Origin of the sequence: Streptomyces platensis, assembly GCF_008704855.1 — a bacterium.
GTDB lineage: Bacteria > Actinomycetota > Actinomycetes > Streptomycetales > Streptomycetaceae > Streptomyces > Streptomyces platensis.
This window is the reverse complement of record NZ_CP023691.1, coordinates 6,535,561-6,554,386: the sequence shown is the minus strand read 5'-3', so window position 1 is coordinate 6,554,386 and position 18,826 is coordinate 6,535,561. Positions and strand designations below refer to the sequence as shown.

The 18,826-nt window shown below is 71.0% G+C and carries 18 protein-coding genes; 4 read left to right on the top strand and 14 right to left on the bottom strand.

What is annotated here, in order from left to right:
- Window positions 1–378 precede the first annotated feature (378 nt).
- Complete coding sequence (locus CP981_RS29045) at window positions 379–2,352, bottom strand: potassium channel protein (RefSeq protein WP_085928283.1); 1,974 nt, start codon at window positions 2,350–2,352, stop codon at window positions 379–381.
- Between the two features lie 328 nt (window positions 2,353–2,680).
- On the opposite strand from CP981_RS29045, the gene CP981_RS29040 reads away from it, so the two are divergent.
- Window positions 2,681–3,349: a potassium channel family protein gene (locus CP981_RS29040; protein WP_018093582.1), complete on the top strand. Its 669-nt coding sequence runs from the start codon at window positions 2,681–2,683 to the stop codon at window positions 3,347–3,349.
- Window positions 3,346–4,017, top strand: a complete 672-nt coding sequence (locus tag CP981_RS29035; RefSeq protein WP_030088864.1) for a potassium channel family protein — start codon at window positions 3,346–3,348, stop codon at window positions 4,015–4,017. The genes CP981_RS29040 and CP981_RS29035 overlap by 4 nt, the downstream gene beginning before the upstream one ends.
- A gap of 74 nt (window positions 4,018–4,091) precedes the next feature.
- Here the strand turns inward: CP981_RS29035 and CP981_RS29030 are convergent, their stop codons facing one another.
- From CP981_RS29030 to CP981_RS29015, 4 genes are all read right to left on the bottom strand, one after another.
- Window positions 4,092–4,976, bottom strand: coding sequence for a DUF3159 domain-containing protein (locus tag CP981_RS29030; RefSeq protein WP_085928284.1), 885 nt, complete (start codon window positions 4,974–4,976; stop codon window positions 4,092–4,094).
- A 3-nt stretch (window positions 4,977–4,979) separates the two neighbouring features.
- Entirely contained in the window at window positions 4,980–5,378 is a 399-nt protein-coding gene (locus tag CP981_RS29025) for an OB-fold nucleic acid binding domain-containing protein (protein WP_085928285.1), read from the bottom strand.
- 91 nt (window positions 5,379–5,469) lie between these two features.
- Window positions 5,470–6,153, bottom strand: a complete 684-nt coding sequence (locus CP981_RS29020) for a response regulator (protein ID WP_042159739.1) — start codon at window positions 6,151–6,153, stop codon at window positions 5,470–5,472.
- A 79-nt stretch (window positions 6,154–6,232) separates the two neighbouring features.
- Window positions 6,233–8,785 (bottom strand): sensor histidine kinase, encoded by a 2,553-nt coding sequence (locus CP981_RS29015; RefSeq protein WP_085928286.1) that lies wholly within the window; start codon window positions 8,783–8,785, stop codon window positions 6,233–6,235.
- A gap of 603 nt (window positions 8,786–9,388) precedes the next feature.
- Between CP981_RS29015 and CP981_RS29010 the strand changes: the two genes are divergently transcribed.
- Entirely contained in the window at window positions 9,389–9,952 is a 564-nt protein-coding gene (locus CP981_RS29010; protein ID WP_085928658.1) for a GNAT family N-acetyltransferase, read from the top strand.
- A gap of 188 nt (window positions 9,953–10,140) precedes the next feature.
- Here the strand turns inward: CP981_RS29010 and kdpC are convergent, their stop codons facing one another.
- The 7 genes from kdpC to CP981_RS28975 all read right to left on the bottom strand — a co-directional run bounded on the left by kdpC (window position 10,141) and on the right by CP981_RS28975 (window position 16,950).
- Window positions 10,141–10,818 (bottom strand): potassium-transporting ATPase subunit KdpC, encoded by a 678-nt coding sequence (kdpC, locus tag CP981_RS29005; RefSeq protein WP_085928657.1) that lies wholly within the window; start codon window positions 10,816–10,818, stop codon window positions 10,141–10,143.
- Window positions 10,815–12,914 carry a potassium-transporting ATPase subunit KdpB gene (gene kdpB, locus CP981_RS29000; protein ID WP_085928660.1) on the bottom strand — a complete coding sequence of 700 codons (2,100 nt, stop codon included), beginning with the start codon at window positions 12,912–12,914 and terminating at the stop codon, window positions 10,815–10,817. Before kdpB ends, kdpC begins: the two co-directional genes overlap by 4 nt.
- Window positions 12,915–12,946: 32 nt before the next feature.
- A complete protein-coding gene (gene kdpA, locus CP981_RS28995; protein ID WP_085928656.1) occupies window positions 12,947–14,623 on the bottom strand; it encodes a potassium-transporting ATPase subunit KdpA in 1,677 nt (558 codons plus the stop codon).
- A gap of 31 nt (window positions 14,624–14,654) precedes the next feature.
- A complete protein-coding gene (gene kdpF, locus CP981_RS28990; protein WP_055544543.1) occupies window positions 14,655–14,744 on the bottom strand; it encodes a K(+)-transporting ATPase subunit F in 90 nt (29 codons plus the stop codon).
- A 325-nt stretch (window positions 14,745–15,069) separates the two neighbouring features.
- The gene (locus CP981_RS28985) at window positions 15,070–15,837 is read right to left on the bottom strand and encodes a DUF3710 domain-containing protein (protein WP_085928659.1); all 768 of its coding nucleotides are present in this window, start codon (window positions 15,835–15,837) and stop codon (window positions 15,070–15,072) included.
- Window position 15,838: 1 nt separating this feature from the next.
- A complete protein-coding gene (dut, locus tag CP981_RS28980) occupies window positions 15,839–16,360 on the bottom strand; it encodes a dUTP diphosphatase (protein ID WP_085928655.1) in 522 nt (173 codons plus the stop codon).
- Window positions 16,357–16,950 carry a PaaI family thioesterase gene (locus tag CP981_RS28975; RefSeq protein WP_085928654.1) on the bottom strand — a complete coding sequence of 198 codons (594 nt, stop codon included), beginning with the start codon at window positions 16,948–16,950 and terminating at the stop codon, window positions 16,357–16,359. Before CP981_RS28975 ends, dut begins: the two co-directional genes overlap by 4 nt.
- 58 nt (window positions 16,951–17,008) lie before the next feature.
- Between CP981_RS28975 and CP981_RS28970 the strand changes: the two genes are divergently transcribed.
- On the top strand, window positions 17,009–17,452 hold the full coding sequence (locus tag CP981_RS28970) for a DUF3093 domain-containing protein (RefSeq protein WP_085928653.1): 444 nt from the start codon (window positions 17,009–17,011) through the stop codon (window positions 17,450–17,452).
- 21 nt (window positions 17,453–17,473) lie between these two features.
- Here the strand turns inward: CP981_RS28970 and CP981_RS28965 are convergent, their stop codons facing one another.
- Window positions 17,474–18,328 (bottom strand): hypothetical protein, encoded by an 855-nt coding sequence (locus tag CP981_RS28965; RefSeq protein WP_425282172.1) that lies wholly within the window; start codon window positions 18,326–18,328, stop codon window positions 17,474–17,476.
- A 14-nt stretch (window positions 18,329–18,342) separates the two neighbouring features.
- Window positions 18,343–18,645, bottom strand: coding sequence for a DUF4193 domain-containing protein (locus tag CP981_RS28960; protein ID WP_016575747.1), 303 nt, complete (start codon window positions 18,643–18,645; stop codon window positions 18,343–18,345).
- Window positions 18,646–18,826: the final 181 nt, after the last annotated feature.

The following is an 18,826-nucleotide window of genomic DNA, read 5'->3' as shown; positions in this document are numbered from 1 at the left end:
TGCTAAGCCTTCGTCAAGGCCCGCGCCCACCCGCTGCCCGCACGGTCTGCGCGCCGGAGGAGCGGAGCGGGGCGCATCCGGCCTGCTGAGGGGGCGCGCCACGGCCCCGTCTCCACAGGATCCGCACGTCATATGCACGTCACGGCCCCCTCTAGGACGCCTTCGTGGCATTCGTCACGGAGTGGCGGTGCTGTCACTGGGTGCGATGGCGGAGTCACGGTGGGGAGGCGAGGCGGGGGCAACGGGGTAGGCGGGCCGGACAGGCGTGGCGGTGGGGCGGGCGGCCGGCGCCACGGGCTCCGTCCGCGGCACGGTCCCGTACGGCGGGCTCCGGCACCGCAGCCGTACTACGGTGCGCGGTCGCCCGCCCCCTCGTGGTCACCCCTGCCGGGCCCCGCTCTGCCGGGCCGCCGCCGGCTGCCGGTTCCGGGCGTGCAGCTCGCCCAGCCCCTGCCGGGTGGCGACCAGCAGCACCCGGTCCTGCGGCCGCAGGACATAGTCGTCGCCGAGTTCGTGCACCAGCTGCGCCGGTGTGCGCTCCTCGGCCGGCGGGGGTGCGGGGGCGGTGCCCGCGGTGTCCGGCTCCGCGTCGTCGGGGGTGGAGGTGTCGACCGCCAGCACCCGCAGCCGCCCCGGCCGCAGCACCTCGGCGACCGTACGGCCCTCCAGCGCGGCATGGCCCCGTACCTCGAACCGGGCGATCAGCAGCACCCGGCGCTCGACCGGGATGGCCCCGAGAATCTGGCGCCCCATCATCGCGCCGGCGAAGGCGGGCGCGGCCAGGTAGGTGACGCTCCGGCTGCGGGTCAGCGCCCCTGGATGGGCGGCGCGCAGGGTGCGGTAGACGGCGGTGGCGAACCGGTCGTCGAACAGCCGCAGCGTCACCCGGAGCCGGGGGCTGACCGAGCGGGCATAGAGGGAGGCCTCCAGATTCGTGGTGTCCTCACTGGTCAGGGCTAGCAGGGTGGCCGCTCGGTCGATCATCGCGGCCTCCAGGACACCTTCCTGGGTGACGTCCCCCAGGACGGTCGGCACCCGCAGCCGGCGGGCCAGGGCGATGCCCCGGGCCTCCGGGTCGCCCTCGATGCAGACCACGGGGATGCCCATCTCGTGCAGCCGCGCCAGTACCCGGGTGCCGACCTTGCCGAGGCCCAGCAGCACCACATGGCCCGACAGCCCGCGCGGCGGACGGCGCAGTGCCGAGGCGCTGCGGAAGGTGCCGAGCCCCTCGAACGCCGCCGCGACCAGCACCGGCAGCAGCAACAGCCCGGTCAGCCCGGACAGCAGCTGGAGCACCTTGCGGGGCGCCGGATCGTTGATGGCCGGGTCGTTGATCGCGAAGAGATCCAGCAGCGAGAGGTAGACGGCGTGCACCGGGTCCTCGCCCATGGTCAGGGAGGACGCGACGGCCAGCGCCAGCACCGCACCGACGACCCCGGCCAGGGACCAGCGCAGCCGCCGGGAGAAGAGGGACGCGAGCGGTGCGCCCCGGCCACGGAGCCATCGGCGCCGTATGGGCCGGCCGGTATAGGAGACGGTCTCCAGGACGACGGTGCCGCAGCCGGCGGCGGCCGCCGTCGCGGCATCGTCCGGCAGGAGTACGGGCCCCTCGTCGCCCGCCGCCGAACCGGTCGCGCCCGCCGGGTCGTTGGCGGACGCGGACAGCAGCGCCAGGGTGCACAGTCCGGGCTCACCGGGCCGCCCGGGTGGCACCGGCGCACGCTCCACGGCCCGCAGCAGCAGCCCGTCCGCCTCGATGACCCTGCTGGTACCGGCGACCGCGGCGCCCGCCAGCGCGGGGGCCACGGTGTCGGCGTCGGACAGCACCGTCGTGGACGCGTCGGCGCCCTCCGCGTCCCCGGCGTCCTCCGAACCCAGCGCGGCGACCGCCGCCGCCTGATCGAGCAACTCCTCCAGATGCTGGCCGAGTTTGCGGTTGTAGAGCCGGATGACCAGCCGCAGCCGGGGGTTGAGCCGGCGGGCGCGCAGCGCGGCATGGATGTTGAGCTCATCGTCGTCGTAGACCAGGGCCAGCGCGCCCGCCCCGGCGATACCGGCCTCGGTCAGCGCCGCGTCGTCCGGCTGCGCCGCCTCCAGGATCCGTAACGTCTCCTCCGCCGGCTCCGCCCCGTCCCCGGCCGCCTCGGACGACAACGGCGCGGGACGCACCATCGCCGCCGACACCCGGCCCAGCAGCGCGCCGGCCCGGCCCAGCGCGCGGGCCGGCGGCGGAATACGGGGGCGCTGTGGTTCCCGGGCGGAGGGGACGACGAGCGTCACCCGTTCGCCGTAGACGTCCTGGAGGTCGGCGGCCAGTCGATGGGCCAGCGCATCGTCGCCGCAGACCACCATGTGCGAGGTGGAGGGGCCCTGTTGGGGCTGAAGAGGCAGGTTGGGCACACCTCGTAGCGTGCCTTACGGGCCCGGGGCGGCGCAGCCCGGCACGGGAGGCCATGGCACCGGCGGTGCGGATCCACTGGAGACCGCGGCCCACCGCGCCCCCTACCGGAACCGCCATTACGGCTACGGTTGTACCGGACCACGGTGCGCCCGGCGCTCCCGCTGCCGCACCCGGTCTGTCGCGAGCCGTGGCTCCGTGTCGCCGGTACTGGGAGAAGAAAGTAGTGAGCAGGGTGTTTGTGCAGGTCAGAGCGCTAGTACAGGGCACGGGGTAATCAGCATGCACATCGTCATCATGGGGTGCGGGCGGGTGGGCTCCGCGCTCGCGCAGACCCTGGAGAGCCAGGGTCACACCATCGCGGTGGTCGACCAGGACCCGACCGCGTTCCGCCGCCTGGGCTCGTCCTTCGGCGGCCGCCGGGTGACCGGCGTCGGCTTCGACCAGGACACCCTGCGCGAGGCCGGCATCGAGGAGGCGGGCGCCTTCGCGGCCGTCTCCAGCGGTGACAACTCGAACATCATCGCCGCCCGGGTGGCCCGCGAGATGTTCGGTGTCGAGAATGTCGCGGCCCGTATTTACGACCCGCGCCGCGCCGAGGTCTACCAGCGCCTGGGTATCCCCACCGTCGCGACCGTCCGCTGGACGGCCGACCAGATGCTGCGCCGGCTGCTGCCGTCGGGCGCCGAGCCGCTGTGGCGCGACCCGAGCGGCGGCGTCCAGCTCGCCGAGGTGCACACCGCCGCCTCCTGGGTGGGGCACAAGATCAGCACCCTCCAGGAGGAGACCGGCGTCCGCGTCGCCTTCCTCACCCGACTGGGTGAGGCGATGCTGCCGACCTCACAGACGGTGCTGCAAGAAGGCGATCTGGTGCACGTGATGATGCGCACCGACGAGGTCGAGAAGGTCGAAGCGGCATTCGCCACGGGTCCTGAGGGGGCGCACGCATGAGGGTCGCCATCGCAGGCGCAGGCGCAGTGGGCCGTTCCATCGCGGGCGAGCTCTTGGAGAACGGCCACGAGATCCTGCTCATCGACAAGGCGCCGACCGCCATCTCGGTCGAGCGGGTGCCGCTGGCGGAGTGGCTGCTGGCCGACGCCTGTGAGATCACCTCGCTCGACGAGGCGGCGCTCCAGCGCTGCAATGTCGTGATCGCGGCGACCGGCGACGACAAGGTCAACCTGGTCGTCTCGCTGCTCGCCAAGACCGAGTACGGGGTGCCGCGGGTGGTCGCGCGGGTCAACAACCCGAAGAACGAGTGGCTGTTCAACGAGTCCTGGGGCGTCGATGTCGCGGTCTCCACACCGCGTCTGATGTCGGCCCTGGTCGAGGAGGCGGTGAGCGTCGGCGATCTCGTACGGCTGCTGCGCTTCAGCCACGGTGACGCCAACCTCGTCGAGCTGACGCTGCCCCCGGAGGCCGCGCTGGCCGGCACCCGGGTCGGCGATGTCGAGTGGCCCGAGGACACCTCCCTGGTCACGATCATCCGCGGGACGCGGGTGCTCACGCCCAATAAGGAGGACGCGCTGGAGGCCGGCGACGAGCTGCTGTTCGTGGCGGCGCAGTCGCGCGAGGAGCAGCTGGAGGACCTGCTGTCGGTGCGGCGCGAGGACGCGTAGCGCCCGGCGGAGGCCGGAAGACGCCGGGGCCCGGGAACCGATCGGTTCCCGGGCCCCGGCGTTTGTGTATCGCGTCAGCGGCGGTGGCGGCCGCCCTGCGGCGGGTCGGACTGCGGCTCGGCCGCGACCTCCTGCACGAGGCCCCTGCTGAGGTCGTCGGCGACCCGGTCCAGCGTCTCGCGCTCGGCGCGGCGCCGCTCCTCGGCCTCCTCCTCGGCCTTCTCCTTCGCCTCCATCTCCGCGAAGACATCGATCGGCGCGGGCGCCTTCGCCAGGAAGACCCAGGTGAGATAGACCGCGAGCAGGAACGGCGGGATCTTCAGCGCGATCAGTATCCAGCCGAGCTGGGTGGTGTCCGCCCACCAGTACAGCGGGAAGAGGATCGCGCACTTGGCGAGCAGGATCAGTCCCCAGGCCCAGCTGGCCTTCGCGTACGCCTTCTTCCGGCCCGGGTTGCGGGTGCGCCAGGAGAGGTTCTCCTTGAACACCGGCCCCAGGATCAGCCCGATCAGCGGGACGCCCGCGAGCGTGGTGATCATGTAGGCGAGGGCCAGGCCGAGGGTGTAGAGCATGCCCGGCAGGTAGAAGTCCTTGGCATTGCCGGTCATCATCGCGAAGACCACACCGAAGGCCACGCCGAAGACGCCGCTGAAGGCGTGCTTGACGGTGTCCTTGCGGATGAGGCGGAGGACCCCCAGCACCAGCGAGACGGCCAGCGCGGCGATCGCCGAGACGTGCAGGTCCTTGTTGATCGTGAAGATCGTCACGAACAGCAGGCCGGGGACCACGGTCTCCACCATGCCGCGGACCCCGCCGAACGCCTCGAACAGCGCCGCCTCGGTCACCTGCCTGCCGTCGGCGGCTCCTTCGGTGCCCGGGTCGGGCGAGGCGGGTGAGGAACCTGCGGAGGGGTCCGTATCGGCATGCGCGTCAGTGGTCGGTCGGTCGTGAGACGTCACCGGCTACTCCTGTCCGAGCGGTCGGAGTTCGTACTTCGGATTGAAGAGCACCCGGCGTCCGTGGCTCAGGGAGACCCGGCCCGAGGCGATGAGCTTGCGGCCCGGCTCTATCCCGGCGATGGAGCGGCGGCCGAGCCACACCACGTCGAGCGCCGCGGAGCCGTCGAACAGCTCCGCCTCGAGCGCGGGCACACCGGCGCGCGGGCGCAGCGTGACATGCCGCAGGGTGCCGGTGACCTTCACTATCTGCCGGTCGTCACAGTCGCAGATACGGGTGCATCCCGCGTCCTGCGCGTCCTGTTGCAGCTCGGCGGACTGCAACTCCTCCTCGGAGGAGGACAGCCTGTCGAGCAGCCGGCGGAAACGGCCTGCCGGCTTCTCGGGTCGGGTCCCAGCACTCATGGGCCCAGCGTACCGGTGGCCGGGGACCGGGATCACGGCCCGCACGCGGAGTCCGTACCGACCGCACAAAGCCGCGTCCGGCCGCCGGGCGCTACTGCTCGAACCGGTAGCCCATCCCCGGCTCCGTGATGAAGTGCTTCGGATGCGAGGGGTCGCTCTCCAGCTTGCGGCGGAGCTGGGCCATGTACACCCGCAGATAGTTGGTCTCGGTCCCGTACGAGGGCCCCCAGACCTCCTGGAGCAGCTGTTTCTGGCTGACCAGCCGGCCCGCGTTGCGGACCAGGACCTCCAGCAGATGCCACTCGGTGGGGGTCAGCCGGATGTCCCGGCCGCCGCGGTTGACCTTCTTCGCGGCGAGATCGACGGAGAAACCTTCCGTCTCCACGATCACCTCGTCATCGGCCGGCCCGGTCGGCTCCGCCCGGCGCACCGCCGCCCGCAGCCGGGCCAGCAGCTCGTCCATGCCGAACGGCTTGGTGACGTAATCGTCGGCGCCGGCGTCCAGCGCCTCCACCTTCTCGTCGGAGGTCTGCCGGGCGGACAGCACCAGGATCGGTACCCGCGTCCAGCCCCGCAGCCCCTTGATCACCTCGACGCCGTCCATATCTGGCAGACCGAGGTCGAGGACGATGACATCGGGGTGGCGGGCGGCGGCGAGTTTGAGGGCGGTGGCCCCGTCGGGGGCGGCGTCGACCTCGTACTTGCGCGCCTTCAGGTTGATCACGAGGGCGCGCACGATCTGCGGCTCGTCATCAACCACAAGCACCCGGTTCACTGGCGTTCTCCTCGTGGTGTCGTCTCCCGGCGGGGCGGGCCCGCCGGGCGTGGGATGCGGGGGATCCGTGCGGGCCGGCTCATGTCGTGGCCTGGGCCGGAAGATCGGGCCTGGCCGGCGGGCGGCCGGCCGCGGCCCGGAGGGTCAGGACCATGGTCATCCCGCCTCCGGGGGTGTCCTCGGCGGCGAGCGTGCCGCCCATCGCCTCCGCGAAACCGCGCGCCACGGCCAGCCCCAGGCCCACCCCGGCACCGCGCGGCGCGTCACCGTAGCGCTGGAAGGGCTCGAAGATCCGGTCCTTGGCGCTGTCCGGCACCCCCGGCCCGCGGTCGGCGATACGCAGCTCCACCCGCTCACCGAGCGCACTGGCCGAGACCAGCACCGCCGCCCCGTCCGGGCTGTACTTCACGGCGTTCTCGACGAGATTGGCGACCGAACGTTCCAGCAGCCCCGGATCGACGGCGACGATCGGCAGCTCCTCGGGGATGTCGAGGCTGACGCTGCCCTCCGGCACACCGCCGAGCGCCATCGGCACCACCTCGTCGAGGTCGATCTCCCGGATCAGCGGGGTGACCGTGCCGGTCTGGAGCCGGGACATGTCCAGAAGATTGCCCACGAGATGGTCCAGCCGGTCGGCGCCCGCCTCGATGCCGGCCAGCAGCTCCGCCTCGTCCTCCGGGGACCAGGCGACATCGTCGGAGCGCAGGGAGGTGACGGAGGCCTTGATGCTCGCCAGCGGGGTCCGCAGGTCATGGCTGACGGCGGCCAGCAGCGCCGTCCTGATGCGGTTGCCCTCGGCCAGCTCCCGGGCCCGCTCCGCCTCGCCCACCAGCCGCTGCCGGTCCAGGACCACGGCGGCCTGGGCGGCGAACGCGGCCAGCACCCGGCGGTCCTCGGCGGGCAGCACCCGACCGGTCAGCGCCAGCGCCATGTGGTCGCCCACGGGCATGTCGACATCGGCGTCCTCGGGGCGCAGCAGCGGCGTGCCGTGGTCCGTACCGGCCCGGCCCGCGCAGGTCCACGGTTCGACATCGCCGGCCCGCTCCAGCAGCGCCACCGTCTCCATCCCGAAGGTCTCGCGCACCCGCTCCAGCAGCGCGTCCAGGGTCGTCTCACCGCGCAGCACACTGCCCGCCAGGAAGGACAGGATCTCCGACTCGGCGCGCAGCCTGGCGGCCTGGTGGGTGCGGCGGGCGGCGAGGTCCACCACGGAGGCGACCGAGACGGCCACCGCGAAGAAGATCACGATGGCGACGAGGTTCTTGGGATCGCTGACCGTGAGGGTGTGGGTGGGCGGTGTGAAGTAGAAGTTCAGCAGCAGCGAGCCGACCGCGGCCGACGCCAGCGCCGGCAGCTGCCCGCCGAGCAGCGCCGCGACGACCGTCAGGAACAGGAAGAGCAGGACGTCGTTGGCCAGGCCGGGACCGTTCGCGATGCTGGTCAGCAGCAGCGAGAGCAGCACCGGGCCGACCACACCGACGAGCCAGCCGGCGATGATCCGGGCCCGCCCCAGCCGCGCACCGCGTGCCACCGGCAGCCCCCGGCCCTTGGCGACCTCGTCATGGGTGACGATGTGCACATCGAGATCGGGCCCGGAGTCCCGGGCGACCGTCGCGCCCACCCCCGGCCCGAAGATGTACTGCCAGGCCTTGCGGCGACTGGAGCCCAGCACGATCTGGGTGGCGTTGACGCCCCGCGCGAACTCCAGCAGCGCGCTCGGTATGTCGTCGCCGATGACGTGGTGAAACGTCCCGCCGAGGTCCTCCACCAGGGTGCGCTGGACGGCGAGTTCCTTGGGCGAGGCCGAGGTCAGCCCGTCACTGCGCGCTATATAGACGGCGAGCACCTCACTGCCCGAGCCCTTGGCCGCCATCCGGGCCGCGCGACGGATCAGCGTGCGCCCCTCCGGCCCGCCGGTCAGCCCGACGACGATCCGCTCACGGGCCTGCCAGGTGGAACGGATCGAATGCTCCGCGCGGTACTCCTGGAGATACTCGTCCACCCGGTCGGCGACCCACAGCAGCGCCAGCTCGCGCAGCGCCGTGAGGTTGCCCGGCCGGAAGTAGTTCGACAGGGCGGCGTCCACCTTGTCGGGCTGGTAGATGTTGCCGTGCGCCATCCGCCGGCGGATCGCCTGGGGCGACATATCGACAAGCTCGATCTGATCCGCCCGGCGGACGATCTCATCCGGCACGGTCTCGCGCTGCCGCACACCCGTTATCGACTCGACGACATCACCGAGCGACTCCAGATGCTGGATGTTCACCGTCGAGATCACGTGGATCCCCGCTTCCAGCAGCTCCTCGACGTCCTGCCAGCGCTTGCCGTTGCGCGAACCAGGCACGTTGGTGTGCGCCAGCTCGTCGACCAGCGCCACGGCCGGCCGCCGCGCCAGCACCGCGTCCACGTCCATTTCAGTGAACACCGTGTCGCGGTACTCCAGCTCCCGGCGCTGAATCTGCTCCAGCCCGTGCAGCATGACCTCCGTACGGGGCCTGCCATGGTGCTCCACGAACGCCACAACGGCATCCGTCCCCCGCTCCACACGCCGGTGCGCCTCGGACAGCATCGCGTACGTCTTGCCGACGCCCGGTGCCGCGCCCAGATAGATCCGTAGCTTGCCGCGTGCCATGGCCTCATTGTCTTACGTGAAAGCCGCCCCCACCGGGCTGAACCTCCCGCGACCCTACCGACCGAACAAGGGCACAAAGGGTGCAGTTGGGGGGTGGGGGGTGGGTTTTGACGGGACTCTGATGGGGGTGGGGTGGTGCGGCTGTGGGGGGGGAGCGGTGACCTGGGGACGAGGGCACGTCGAGTGCCAGCGATCGGGGTGGCGCCCCCCGCGATCAGGCAGGGCTGCCAGCTGACAGGGCCCGACGGTGCGGCCGGCCCGGCGGACCGTCGGCCCGTTGACCCGATAGGCCGGTTCGGCCGGAGTGCCGCCCGTCCTGCCTCATACGGGCGGGCGCCGCGCGAAGAGGTACGCGACGCCCACCGTGACGTCCGGCTGAGGGGCCGGACCCCCGGGCGGCGCCCACCACGCACCGCCGTACGACGGCTGCCCGGCGGCGCGAAGCGCCCGGTCATGCCCCCATGACACCGGCCGGGGCAGAGGCACACCAGCCCAACACGCCTTCCCTTACGCATCACTGACGCCGAACGGCCGGCGGCAAGGCATGAACCATGGCGGAAAAATGCCGTCGCCCGGCCTCCGGCCGACTGCGACGATGCCCCCATGACCGAGGCACATCTGACGACGCCCCGCATGACCGACGTACGCATCGCCCACACCGCCGATCTGGACGTCACCACCCTCAAGGCCGCCCGCGCCCTCCTCTACGACGTCTTCGACGACATGACCGCCGAGGACTGGGAACACTCACTCGGCGGGCTGCACGCCCTGATCCACGAGGACGGCGAACTGATCGGGCATGCGAGCGTCGTGCAACGACGACTGCTGCACGGGGGCCGGGCGCTGCGCTGCGGATATGTGGAGGGCGTCGGCGTACGCGCGGACCGGCGCGGCCGCGGCCATGGCGCGGCCCTGATGGACGCCCTGGAGCGGGTGGTGCACAGCGGTTACGACCTGGGCGCGCTCGGCGCCGCCGACGAGGCCGCGACGTTCTACGCGGCCCGCGGCTGGCAGCGGTGGCGCGGCCGCTCCTGGGCACTCACCCCGGACGGCATCCAGCGCACCGCCGACGAGGACGGCTGCATCTACGTCCTGCCGGCCGCGGCCACCCCACTCGACCTCGACTCCGACCTCACCTGCGACTGGCGTGACGGCGACGTCTGGTGAGGCAGGAGAGAGACGGGAGAGGGCGGGCGGAAGCAACCCCCTCCATACGCCCACCACCGCACCGGCCGGCTCAGCCACAGCAGCCGACTCAGCCACACCGCCCAGCTCAGCCACCCGCCCGGCTCAGCCACGCAGCCAGCTCAAGCCCCCGCCCGGCTCAGCCGAGCCCCCGCCAGATCCCCCGGCCCTCAGCCCTCCCGCACCCTCAACACCAACTCCCTCAGCCCGACGTTCAGCTCCAGAACATTCACCCGCGGCTCCCCCAGGAATCCGAGGTCGCGCCCGTCGGTGTGCTTCTCGACCAGCTTCTCCACCCTGCCAGCGGGGAGGTGGTTCCGCCGGGCGACCGTGGCGGTCTGTAGTTGGGCGTAGGCCGGGGAGATGTGCGGGTCGAGGCCGGAGCCGGAGGAGGTGACGGCGTCCGCCGGGACCTTCGACTCGGGGACTTGGTACGTGGTGGAAACCCAGTGCCTGCGTTCCTGCACCGCCTTGATGAGGTCGGTGTTGGTGGCGCCCAGGTTGGAGGCGCCGGAGACCTGGAGGTCGTACCGGGTGTTGACGCCGTTGGCCTGGTTGCTGCCCAGTCCCGCCGAGGGGCGCGGCTGGAAGTACCTCAGGTCGGGGACCGGCTCGCCGTCCTTGTTCTGGCCCTTGTCGTAGCGCTGGCCGATCAGTGATGAGCCGACGACCTTGCCGTGGGAGCGCACCTCGGACCCGTTGGCCTGATCGGGGAACGCCGCCTGCGCCACCCCGGTGACCACCAGCGGGTAGAGGACGCCGCAGACCAACGTCAGTACGAGCAGGGCGCGCAGGCCCGCCCCGATCAACCGGGCGGTGTTGCGTACGGAGTTGTTCACGGCGGTCACCCGATTCCGGGGAGGAGAGAGAGGAGCAGGTCGATGAGTTTGATGCCGATGAAGGGGGCGATCAGGCCGCCGAGTCCGTAGACCGCCAGGTTGCGTCGCAGCATCTTGTCGGCGCTTACGGGGCGGTACTGAACGCCCTTGAGGGCGAGCGGTACCAGCGCGACGATGATCAGCGCGTTGAAGATGATCGCCGCGAGGATCGCGGAGTTGGGGCTCGACAGCCGCATGATGTTGAGGGTGTCCAGGCCCGGATAGGCCACCGCGAACATCGCCGGGATGATCGCGAAGTACTTCGCGACGTCGTTGGCGATGGAGAAGGTCGTCAGTGCGCCCCGGGTGATCAGCAGTTGCTTGCCGATCTCGACGATCTCGATCAGCTTGGTGGGATTGGAGTCCAGGTCCACCATGTTCCCGGCCTCCTTGGCGGCCGACGTACCGGTGTTCATGGCCACCCCGACGTCCGCCTGCGCCAGCGCGGGTGCGTCGTTGGTGCCGTCGCCGGTCATCGCGACCAGCTTGCCGCCGGCCTGCTCGCGCTTGATGAGCGCCATCTTGTCCTCGGGCGTGGCCTCCGCAAGGAAGTCGTCCACGCCCGCCTCGTCGGCGATGGCCTTGGCCGTCAGCGGGTTGTCACCCGTGATCATGACGGTCTTGATGCCCATCCGGCGCAGCTCGACGAAGCGTTCGCGCATCCCGTCCTTGACGACGTCCTTGAGGTGGATGACTCCCAGGACGCGGGGGCCGCTCTCGTCCTCCAGGGCGACCAGCAACGGGGTGCCGCCGGCCTGCGAAATGGTGTCGGTGAGCTGCTGGGCGTCGGCGGCGACCGTGCCGCCGCGCTCCTCGACCCATGCGATGACCGACCCGGACGCGCCCTTGCGGACCTTGCGCCCGTCGACGTCCACCCCCGACATCCGGGTCTGGGCGGTGAACGGCACCCACTCTGCGTCCGTCAGCTCGCCCTGGTGGCGCTCGCGGAGGCCGTACTTCTCCTTGGCGAGGACGACGATGGAGCGGCCCTCGGGTGTCTCGTCGGCCAGAGAGGACAGCTGGGCCGCGTCCGCGACCTCGGCCTCGGTGGTGCCGTGGACGGGGACGAACTCGGCGGCCTGGCGATTGCCGAGGGTGATGGTGCCGGTCTTGTCGAGCAACAATGTCGATACATCGCCTGCGGCTTCGACGGCGCGGCCGGACATCGCGAGGACGTTGCGCTGCACCAGGCGGTCCATGCCGGCGATGCCGATGGCCGAGAGCAGGGCGCCGATCGTCGTCGGGATCAGACAGACCAGCAGGGCGAGCAGCACGATCATGGGCTGTTCGGCGCCCGCGTAGATCGCGAACGGCTGGAGGGTGACCACCGCCAGCAGGAAGACGATGGTGAGCGACGCGAGCAGGATGTTCAGCGCGATCTCGTTGGGCGTCTTCTGCCGTGCGGCGCCCTCGACGAGGTTGATCATCCGGTCGATGAAGGTCTCGCCGGGCCTCGTCGTGATCTTGATGACGATGCGGTCGGAGAGCACCTTCGTACCACCGGTGACGGCCGAGCGGTCGCCGCCGGACTCGCGGATGACCGGGGCCGATTCGCCGGTGATCGCGGATTCGTCGACGGAGGCGACGCCTTCGACGACATCGCCGTCACCCGGGATGATGTCACCGGCCTCGCACACCACCAGGTCGCCGATGCGCAGTGCGGTACCGGGGACCTGTTCCTCACTGCCGCCGTTCAGCCGCCGGGCAACGGTGTCGGTCTTGGCCTTGCGCAGGGTGTCGGCCTGCGCCTTGCCGCGGCCCTCGGCGACCGCCTCCGCCAGGTTGGCGAAGATGACGGTCAGCCACAGCCAGACGGCGATCGCCCAGCCGAACCCGTCCGACGGGGACATACAGGCGAAGACCGTGGTCAGCACGGAGCCGACCTCGACCACGAACATCACGGGGGACTTGACCATCACCCGCGGGTCGAGCTTGCGGAGGGCGTCCGGGAAGGACTTGAGCAGCAGCTTGGGGTCGAAGAGGCCGCCGCCCACCCGGCCGCCGCCGGGCTGGTGCCCGCTGGGGACGTCCTGGTGCGGAGCGCGCGTCGGTGTGGCGGTGGACATGGAGCCGGGCTCCTCCGGTTTCACGGGGGCGGTCATGACAGACCCTCCGCCAGCGGCCCGAGGGCCAGCGCCGGGAAGTACGTCAGACCGGTGATGATCAGGATCGTGCCGACGAGCAGCCCCGCGAAGAGCGGCTTCTCGGTACGGAGGGTGCCCGCGGTCTCCGGGACCGGCTGCTGCTCGGCGAGCGAGCCGGCCAGGGCGAGCACGAACACCATCGGCAGGAAGCGGCCGAGCAGCATCGCCAGACCGATCGTGGTGTTGTACCAGGGGGTGTTGGCGTTGAGGCCGCCGAACGCGGAGCCGTTGTTGTTGGCGCCGGAGGTGAAGGCGTACAGCACTTCGGAGAAGCCGTGCGAACCGGCGCCCAGCGCCTTGGTGTTGAGCATCGAGCCCAGTGCGTCCGGCAGCACCATGGAGGCGGCGGTGAAGCCGAGCACCAGCGTCGGGGTGATGAGGATGTAGCAGGCGGCCAGCTTGATCTCGCGGGTGCCGATCTTCTTGCCGAGGTACTCGGGTGTCCGGCCCACCATCAGACCGGCGATGAACACGGCGATGATCGCCATCACGAGCATGCCGTAGAGGCCGGAGCCGACACCGCCGGGGGCGATCTCGCCCAGCATCATGCCGAGCAGCTGGATGCCGCCGCCGAAGGCCGTGAACGAGGAGTGGAAGGAGTCGACCGCACCGGTGGAGGTGAGGGTGGTGGCCACCGAGAAGATCGCGGAGGAGCCGACGCCGAAGCGGTTCTCCTTGCCTTCCATGGCGGCGCCCGCGGCCTCCAGGGCCGGGCCGCCGTGCGCGAACTCGGTCCACATCATCAGCGCCGTGAAGCCGAGCCAGATGACGCCCATCGTGGCGAGCACGGCGTAGCCCTGCTTCACGTTCCCGACGAGCTTGCCGAAGGTGCGGGTCAGCGCGAAGGGGATGACGAGGATCAGGAAGATCTCGAAGAGGTTGGTGAAGGCGGTGGGGTTCTCGAAGGGGTGGGCGGAGTTGGCGTTGAAGTAGCCGCCCCCGTTGGTGCCCAGTTCCTTGATGACCTCCTGGGAGGCGACCGCACCACCGTTGGTCTGCTGGGAGCCGCCCATGAACTGGCCGACCTCGTGGATGCCGGAGAAGTTCTGGAGGGTGCCGCAGGCGACCAGGACGAGCGCGCCGATCACGGCGATCGGGACGAGGACCCGTACGGTGCCGCGGACCAGGTCGGCCCAGAAGTTGCCGAGTTCGCCCGTCCGCATGCGGGCGAAGCCGCGGACGAGGGCGATGGCGACGGCCATTCCGGTGGCGGCGGACACGAAGTTCTGCACCGCGAGGCCGGCGGTCTGTACGACGTGGCCCATGGCCTGCTCGCCGCTGTAGGACTGCCAGTTGGTGTTGGCGACGAAGGAGGCCGCGGTGTTGAACGCCTGGTCCGGGCTGATCGACGCGAAGCCGAGGGACAGCGGCATCCCGCCCTGGAGGCGCTGGAGCAGGTAGAGGAAGAGCACGCCCACCGCGGAGAACGCCAGGACGCTGCGCAGGTAGGCCGGCCAGCGCATCTGGACGTCCGCATTGGCGCCGATGCAGCGGTAGATGATCTTCTCGGCACGGAGGTGCCTGGGGGAGCTGTAGACGGCGGCCATGTAGTCGCCGAGGGGACGGTAGGCCAGGGCCAGCGCCGCGACGAGCGCGGTCAGCTGGAGCACGCCTGCGAGGACGGGGCTCATCTGGCCCGCCGCGGCAGCAGCAGTCGACACCTCAGAACCTCTCCGGGAAGACGAGGGCGAGGACCAGATAGCCGAGCAGGGCGACGGCCACGATCAGGCCGACGATGTTTTCGGCGGTCACAGCTTCGCCACCCCCTTGGCGACGAGGGCCACCAGCGCGAAGACCGCAATCGTGACGACGACGAAGGCCACGTCGGCCATCGTGTGCTCCTAGAGGGACGGGGCGGACAGGACCCCTAGAGCAAAGCGCCGTTCCCGCCCCGTATGACCGCTGTTGACGCCTCCCTTACGGCCATTAGCGCTCCGTTGACGACTTTCTTACGCATCACGACCTGACCTGCACAAACGGAGGGGCCCGCACCCCCCATCGGGGAGTACGGGCCCTTGTGACCGTCATGTTCCGGCCGTCACCGGGCGCCTGCGCGCCGCCCGGCCGCCGGGTGGTGTCAGCGGATCTCGGTGATCTCCGGTCCGCGCTCCAGACGCTCCACACCGCCGCCGAAGCGCGACTGCTCGACCTGATCCTGCTGCACACCGTCCGGCACCATCTGGGCGTCGTCCGGCAGCTTCAGGACGATCGGGTCGCGGGGCGCCATCGGCGCATCGCCGCGGACGATCACGGTGTCCCGGAAGATGTGCTCCAGCACGCCCGCGGCCTGCGGCTGCACCGCGCCCTGGCCGGAGATCACACCCCGCAGGAACCACCGGGGGCCGTCGACGCCGATGAAGCGCACGACCTGCACCCCATTGGTGCCGTCCGGCAGCTGTACCGGTACCTGGGCACGCAGCTCCCAGCCCAGCGGGCCCTCGACCTCGTCGATGACCCCGCCCTGCTGGGTGATGCCGGCGGCGATCTCCTCGCGGACCTCGCCCCAGATCCCCTCGTTCTTGGGGGCGGCGAAGGCCTGTAGCTGTACCGCGCTGTCCTGAAGCACCACGGTCGCGGCGACGATGGCGTCACCGGCGACCTCCACCCGGAGTTCCATGCCCTCGACACCGGGCACGAACAGCCCGCCGAGGTCCACCCGGCCCTCGCCGGGCTCGGAGACCTCCGACGCGTCCCAGGGACCGTCGGGACGCGGCGCGGGCGGAAGGCTGAGCCGCTGCTGCTCCGCCTCGTCCTCGTCGGCGTCGCTCACCGCTCGCTCGTCGGCGAGCCTGGTGTCCTTGGCCGACTCTTCAGGAGCCTCGTTCTTCTTGCGACGTCCGAACACGTCACTGTCCTTCCCGGTCGGCACCGACCGATGCGTATTCATTCCCGCCCGTGGAGCCGTCCACCGCCGCATGACCGCCGGTGGAACCGAATCCCCCCTCGGCCCGCGCCGAGCCGGGAAGTTCCGCCACCTCGTGGAAGCGCACCTTCTCGACCTGCTGGACGACCAGTTGGGCAATCCGGTCGAATCGTTCGAACCGCACGCGCTCGCGCGGGTCCAGATTGACCACGATCACCTTGATCTCTCCACGGTACCCGGCATCCACCGTCCCGGGGGCATTCACCAGCGCCAGTCCGCACCGCGCGGCCAGCCCCGACCGCGGGTGCACAAAGGCCGCGTAGCCGTCGGGCAGCGCGATCGACACCCCGGTGGGCAGCACGGTGCGCTCCCCCGGCGCCAGCTCGGCGGCCTCGGTGGTCACCAGATCCACGCCCGCGTCGCCGGGATGCCCGTACGACGGAACGGGCACGTCCGGGTCCAGCCGGCGCAGCAGCACATCCACCGGATTCCGTACCTGACTCACGGGTTCACCTCGAAGGCACGCGCTCGTTTGACCTGGTCCGGGTCGGACATCGCCGCCTGGATCTCCTCGGTCCTGCCGTTGTCGATGAAGTGGTCGACCTTCACCTCGATGAAGACGGCTTCGGCACGCACCGCGACCGGGCCGTCCGGGCCGCCTATACGCCCCACGGCCGTCGAATAGATCTTTCGGCGGTGTACGGCGGTGACCCGCGCGTCGAGGTGCAGCACGGTGCCCAGGGGGACCGGACGTACGAAGTCGGTCTCCAGGCGGCCGGTCACCGCGATCACCCGCAGCAGCCAGTTCAGCGAGCCGAGCGTCTCGTCCAGCGCGGTGGCCAGCACGCCGCCGTGCGCCAGACCGGGCGCACCCTGGTGGGCCTCCTTGACGGTGAACTCGGCGGTCACGCTCACGCCGTCGCCGGCCCGCGCCTCCAGGTGCAGACCGTGAGGCTGGCCGGTGCCGCAGCCGAAGCACCGGTCGTAGTGCGCGCCGAGGAGTTCTCCGGGTGCCGGCGCCTCGGCATGCCGGACCGGAGCGACGGCGTCCGTCGGTGGCGTCAGCCGCGCCCTGGGTTCGTCAGTTCCACTCACGAGTGCAGACCCTACCCGCGCGCGTAGCGGGCCCGCGCCGCCGTGCCAAGCTGGAGCCATGCAGTCGTACGAAGAACGTCTCACCGCGCCCCGGTCCTGGTGGGTGATCGCCGCGCTGATCGGCGTCGCCTGTGCCCTGATGCTGCTGCCCCTGGGGACGCTCCCGATGCTCGGCGGGCTGATCGGCGGCGCGGCGCTGGCCGCGGTGGGCGTGAGCGGGTACGGCTCGGCGCGGATCCGGGTGGTGGGCGGCGCGCTGATCGCCGGCGACGCGAAGATCCCGGCGACGGCGCTGGGCGAGGCACAGGTGCTGGACGCGGACGCGGCGCTGGCGTGGCGTACGCACAAGGCCGACGCCCGGGCGTTCATGCTGCTGCGCGGCTATATCCGTACCGCGGTGCGGGTGGAGATCACCGACCCGCAGGACCCGACGCCGTACGCCTATCTCTCGACGCGGGAGCCGGAGCGTCTGGTGGCGGCGCTGGCGGCCGTACGCGGCTGACCTGCGGCTTCCCGGCCCGATTCAGTCACCCGGCGGTGGCAGGGGCCTGCCGGGCCCCTCGCCGTCCGTACGGGCGGCCGGGGCGGAGTCGGGGAGGGCGTCCCAGGGGACCTGTTTCGTGCGCAGATCCTTACGGACCTTGTCCGCGAGCTTCCGGGTGTCCCTGCGATTCATGAACGCGCCGACGGAGGCGCCGATCATGAACGGGATGAGGTTCGGGAGATTGCGCAGCGTGCGCTTCATGATCTGCTGGCGCAGTTCGCGCCGCATCTGCATGCCGAGGGCGAAGTTCAGCGAGGTCGGTTTCGCGATGTCGATGCCCCGCTCCTCGGTCCAGGACATCAGATAGGCCATTCCCCGCTGCCGGAAGTTGCCCGCCGGCCGCAGGCCGTAGACCTCGTGCAGCTCGGCGATCAGCTTGATCTCGACCGAGGCGACGCCGGTGACCTCGGCGGCCAGCTCGGCCGGCATGGCGGGCGGTACGGGCAGCATCGCTGCCGCCCCGACGCCCGCTCCGACCGTGGCGGTGCCCTTGCAGGCGCCCGCGACGAGCTTGTCGGCCAGGTCCTCGGGGGTCAGTCCGGGGAACTGGGCGCGCAGGGTGGCGAGGTCGCGGACCGGGATCCGCGGGGCGAGGTCGATGATCCGGTCGGCGATCACGGCGAGCCCTGCCCGCACCCTGCCGCCGGCACCGCGACCGAGCAAGGCCGCGAGCGAGGCCGTGCGGCCTCGCTCCTTCAGTGCACCGGTCGTCCGCTCCGCGGGGAGGGCGGTCGGGTCGGCGGGCACGGGCGCTGTTTCGTTGCGTGATCGTGCGCCGGCCGCCGGTCCCTCGGCGCCCTTGGGTCCCTTACGGAACGGGTTCACGCCTGCCACGGCGCAGACCGTTCTCAGGCCGCGCAGTCGCGGCAGATCGGGTTGCCGTTCTTATCCTCCGCGGCCAGCTGGCTGCGGTGGTGGACCAGGAAGCAGCTCATGCAGGTGAACTCGTCCTGCTGCTTGGGCAGCACGCGCACTGCGAGCTCTTCGTTGGAAAGGTCCGCGCCCGGCAGCTCCAGGCCCTCGGCCTGCTCGAACTCGTCGACGTCGACGGCCGAGGCGGACTTGTCGTTCCGCCGCGACTTCAGCTCTTCAATGCTGTCCTCGTTGAGATCGTCGTCGGTCTTGCGTGGGGTGTCGTAATCCGTAGCCATTTTCGCTCTCCCCCTCTGGGTGTCTGCGGTGTCTCAGCGCTCGTAACGCGTGAGAGGCCGGACTTGTGCCCGACCTGAGGCGGAGATTTTGCCTCACATCAAGGTCTGTTACTCAATCGACACCCAACCGCACCCCTGAAGAGGTGATCGGTTTGGATGGCGATCAGGACCGTACACGGTC

Excerpts from the sequence above, each read along its gene's own strand:
- CP981_RS29045 (WP_085928283.1), bottom strand. The coding sequence starts at position 2,352 with ATGGTGGTCTGCGGCGACGATGCGCTGGCCCATCGACTGGCCGCCGAC.
- CP981_RS29040 (WP_018093582.1), top strand. The coding sequence starts at position 2,681 with ATGCACATCGTCATCATGGGGTGCGGGCGGGTGGGCTCCGCGCTCGCG.
- CP981_RS29035 (WP_030088864.1), top strand. The coding sequence starts at position 3,346 with ATGAGGGTCGCCATCGCAGGCGCAGGCGCAGTGGGCCGTTCCATCGCG.
- CP981_RS29025 (WP_085928285.1), bottom strand. The coding sequence starts at position 5,378 with ATGAGTGCTGGGACCCGACCCGAGAAGCCGGCAGGCCGTTTCCGCCGG.
- CP981_RS29015 (WP_085928286.1), bottom strand. The coding sequence starts at position 8,785 with ATGGCACGCGGCAAGCTACGGATCTATCTGGGCGCGGCACCGGGCGTC.
- CP981_RS29010 (WP_085928658.1), top strand. The coding sequence starts at position 9,389 with ATGACCGAGGCACATCTGACGACGCCCCGCATGACCGACGTACGCATC.
- kdpB (WP_085928660.1), bottom strand. The coding sequence starts at position 12,914 with ATGTCCACCGCCACACCGACGCGCGCTCCGCACCAGGACGTCCCCAGC.
- kdpA (WP_085928656.1), bottom strand. The coding sequence starts at position 14,623 with ATGAGCCCCGTCCTCGCAGGCGTGCTCCAGCTGACCGCGCTCGTCGCG.
- CP981_RS28970 (WP_085928653.1), top strand. The coding sequence starts at position 17,009 with ATGCAGTCGTACGAAGAACGTCTCACCGCGCCCCGGTCCTGGTGGGTG.
- CP981_RS28960 (WP_016575747.1), bottom strand. The coding sequence starts at position 18,645 with ATGGCTACGGATTACGACACCCCACGCAAGACCGACGACGATCTCAAC.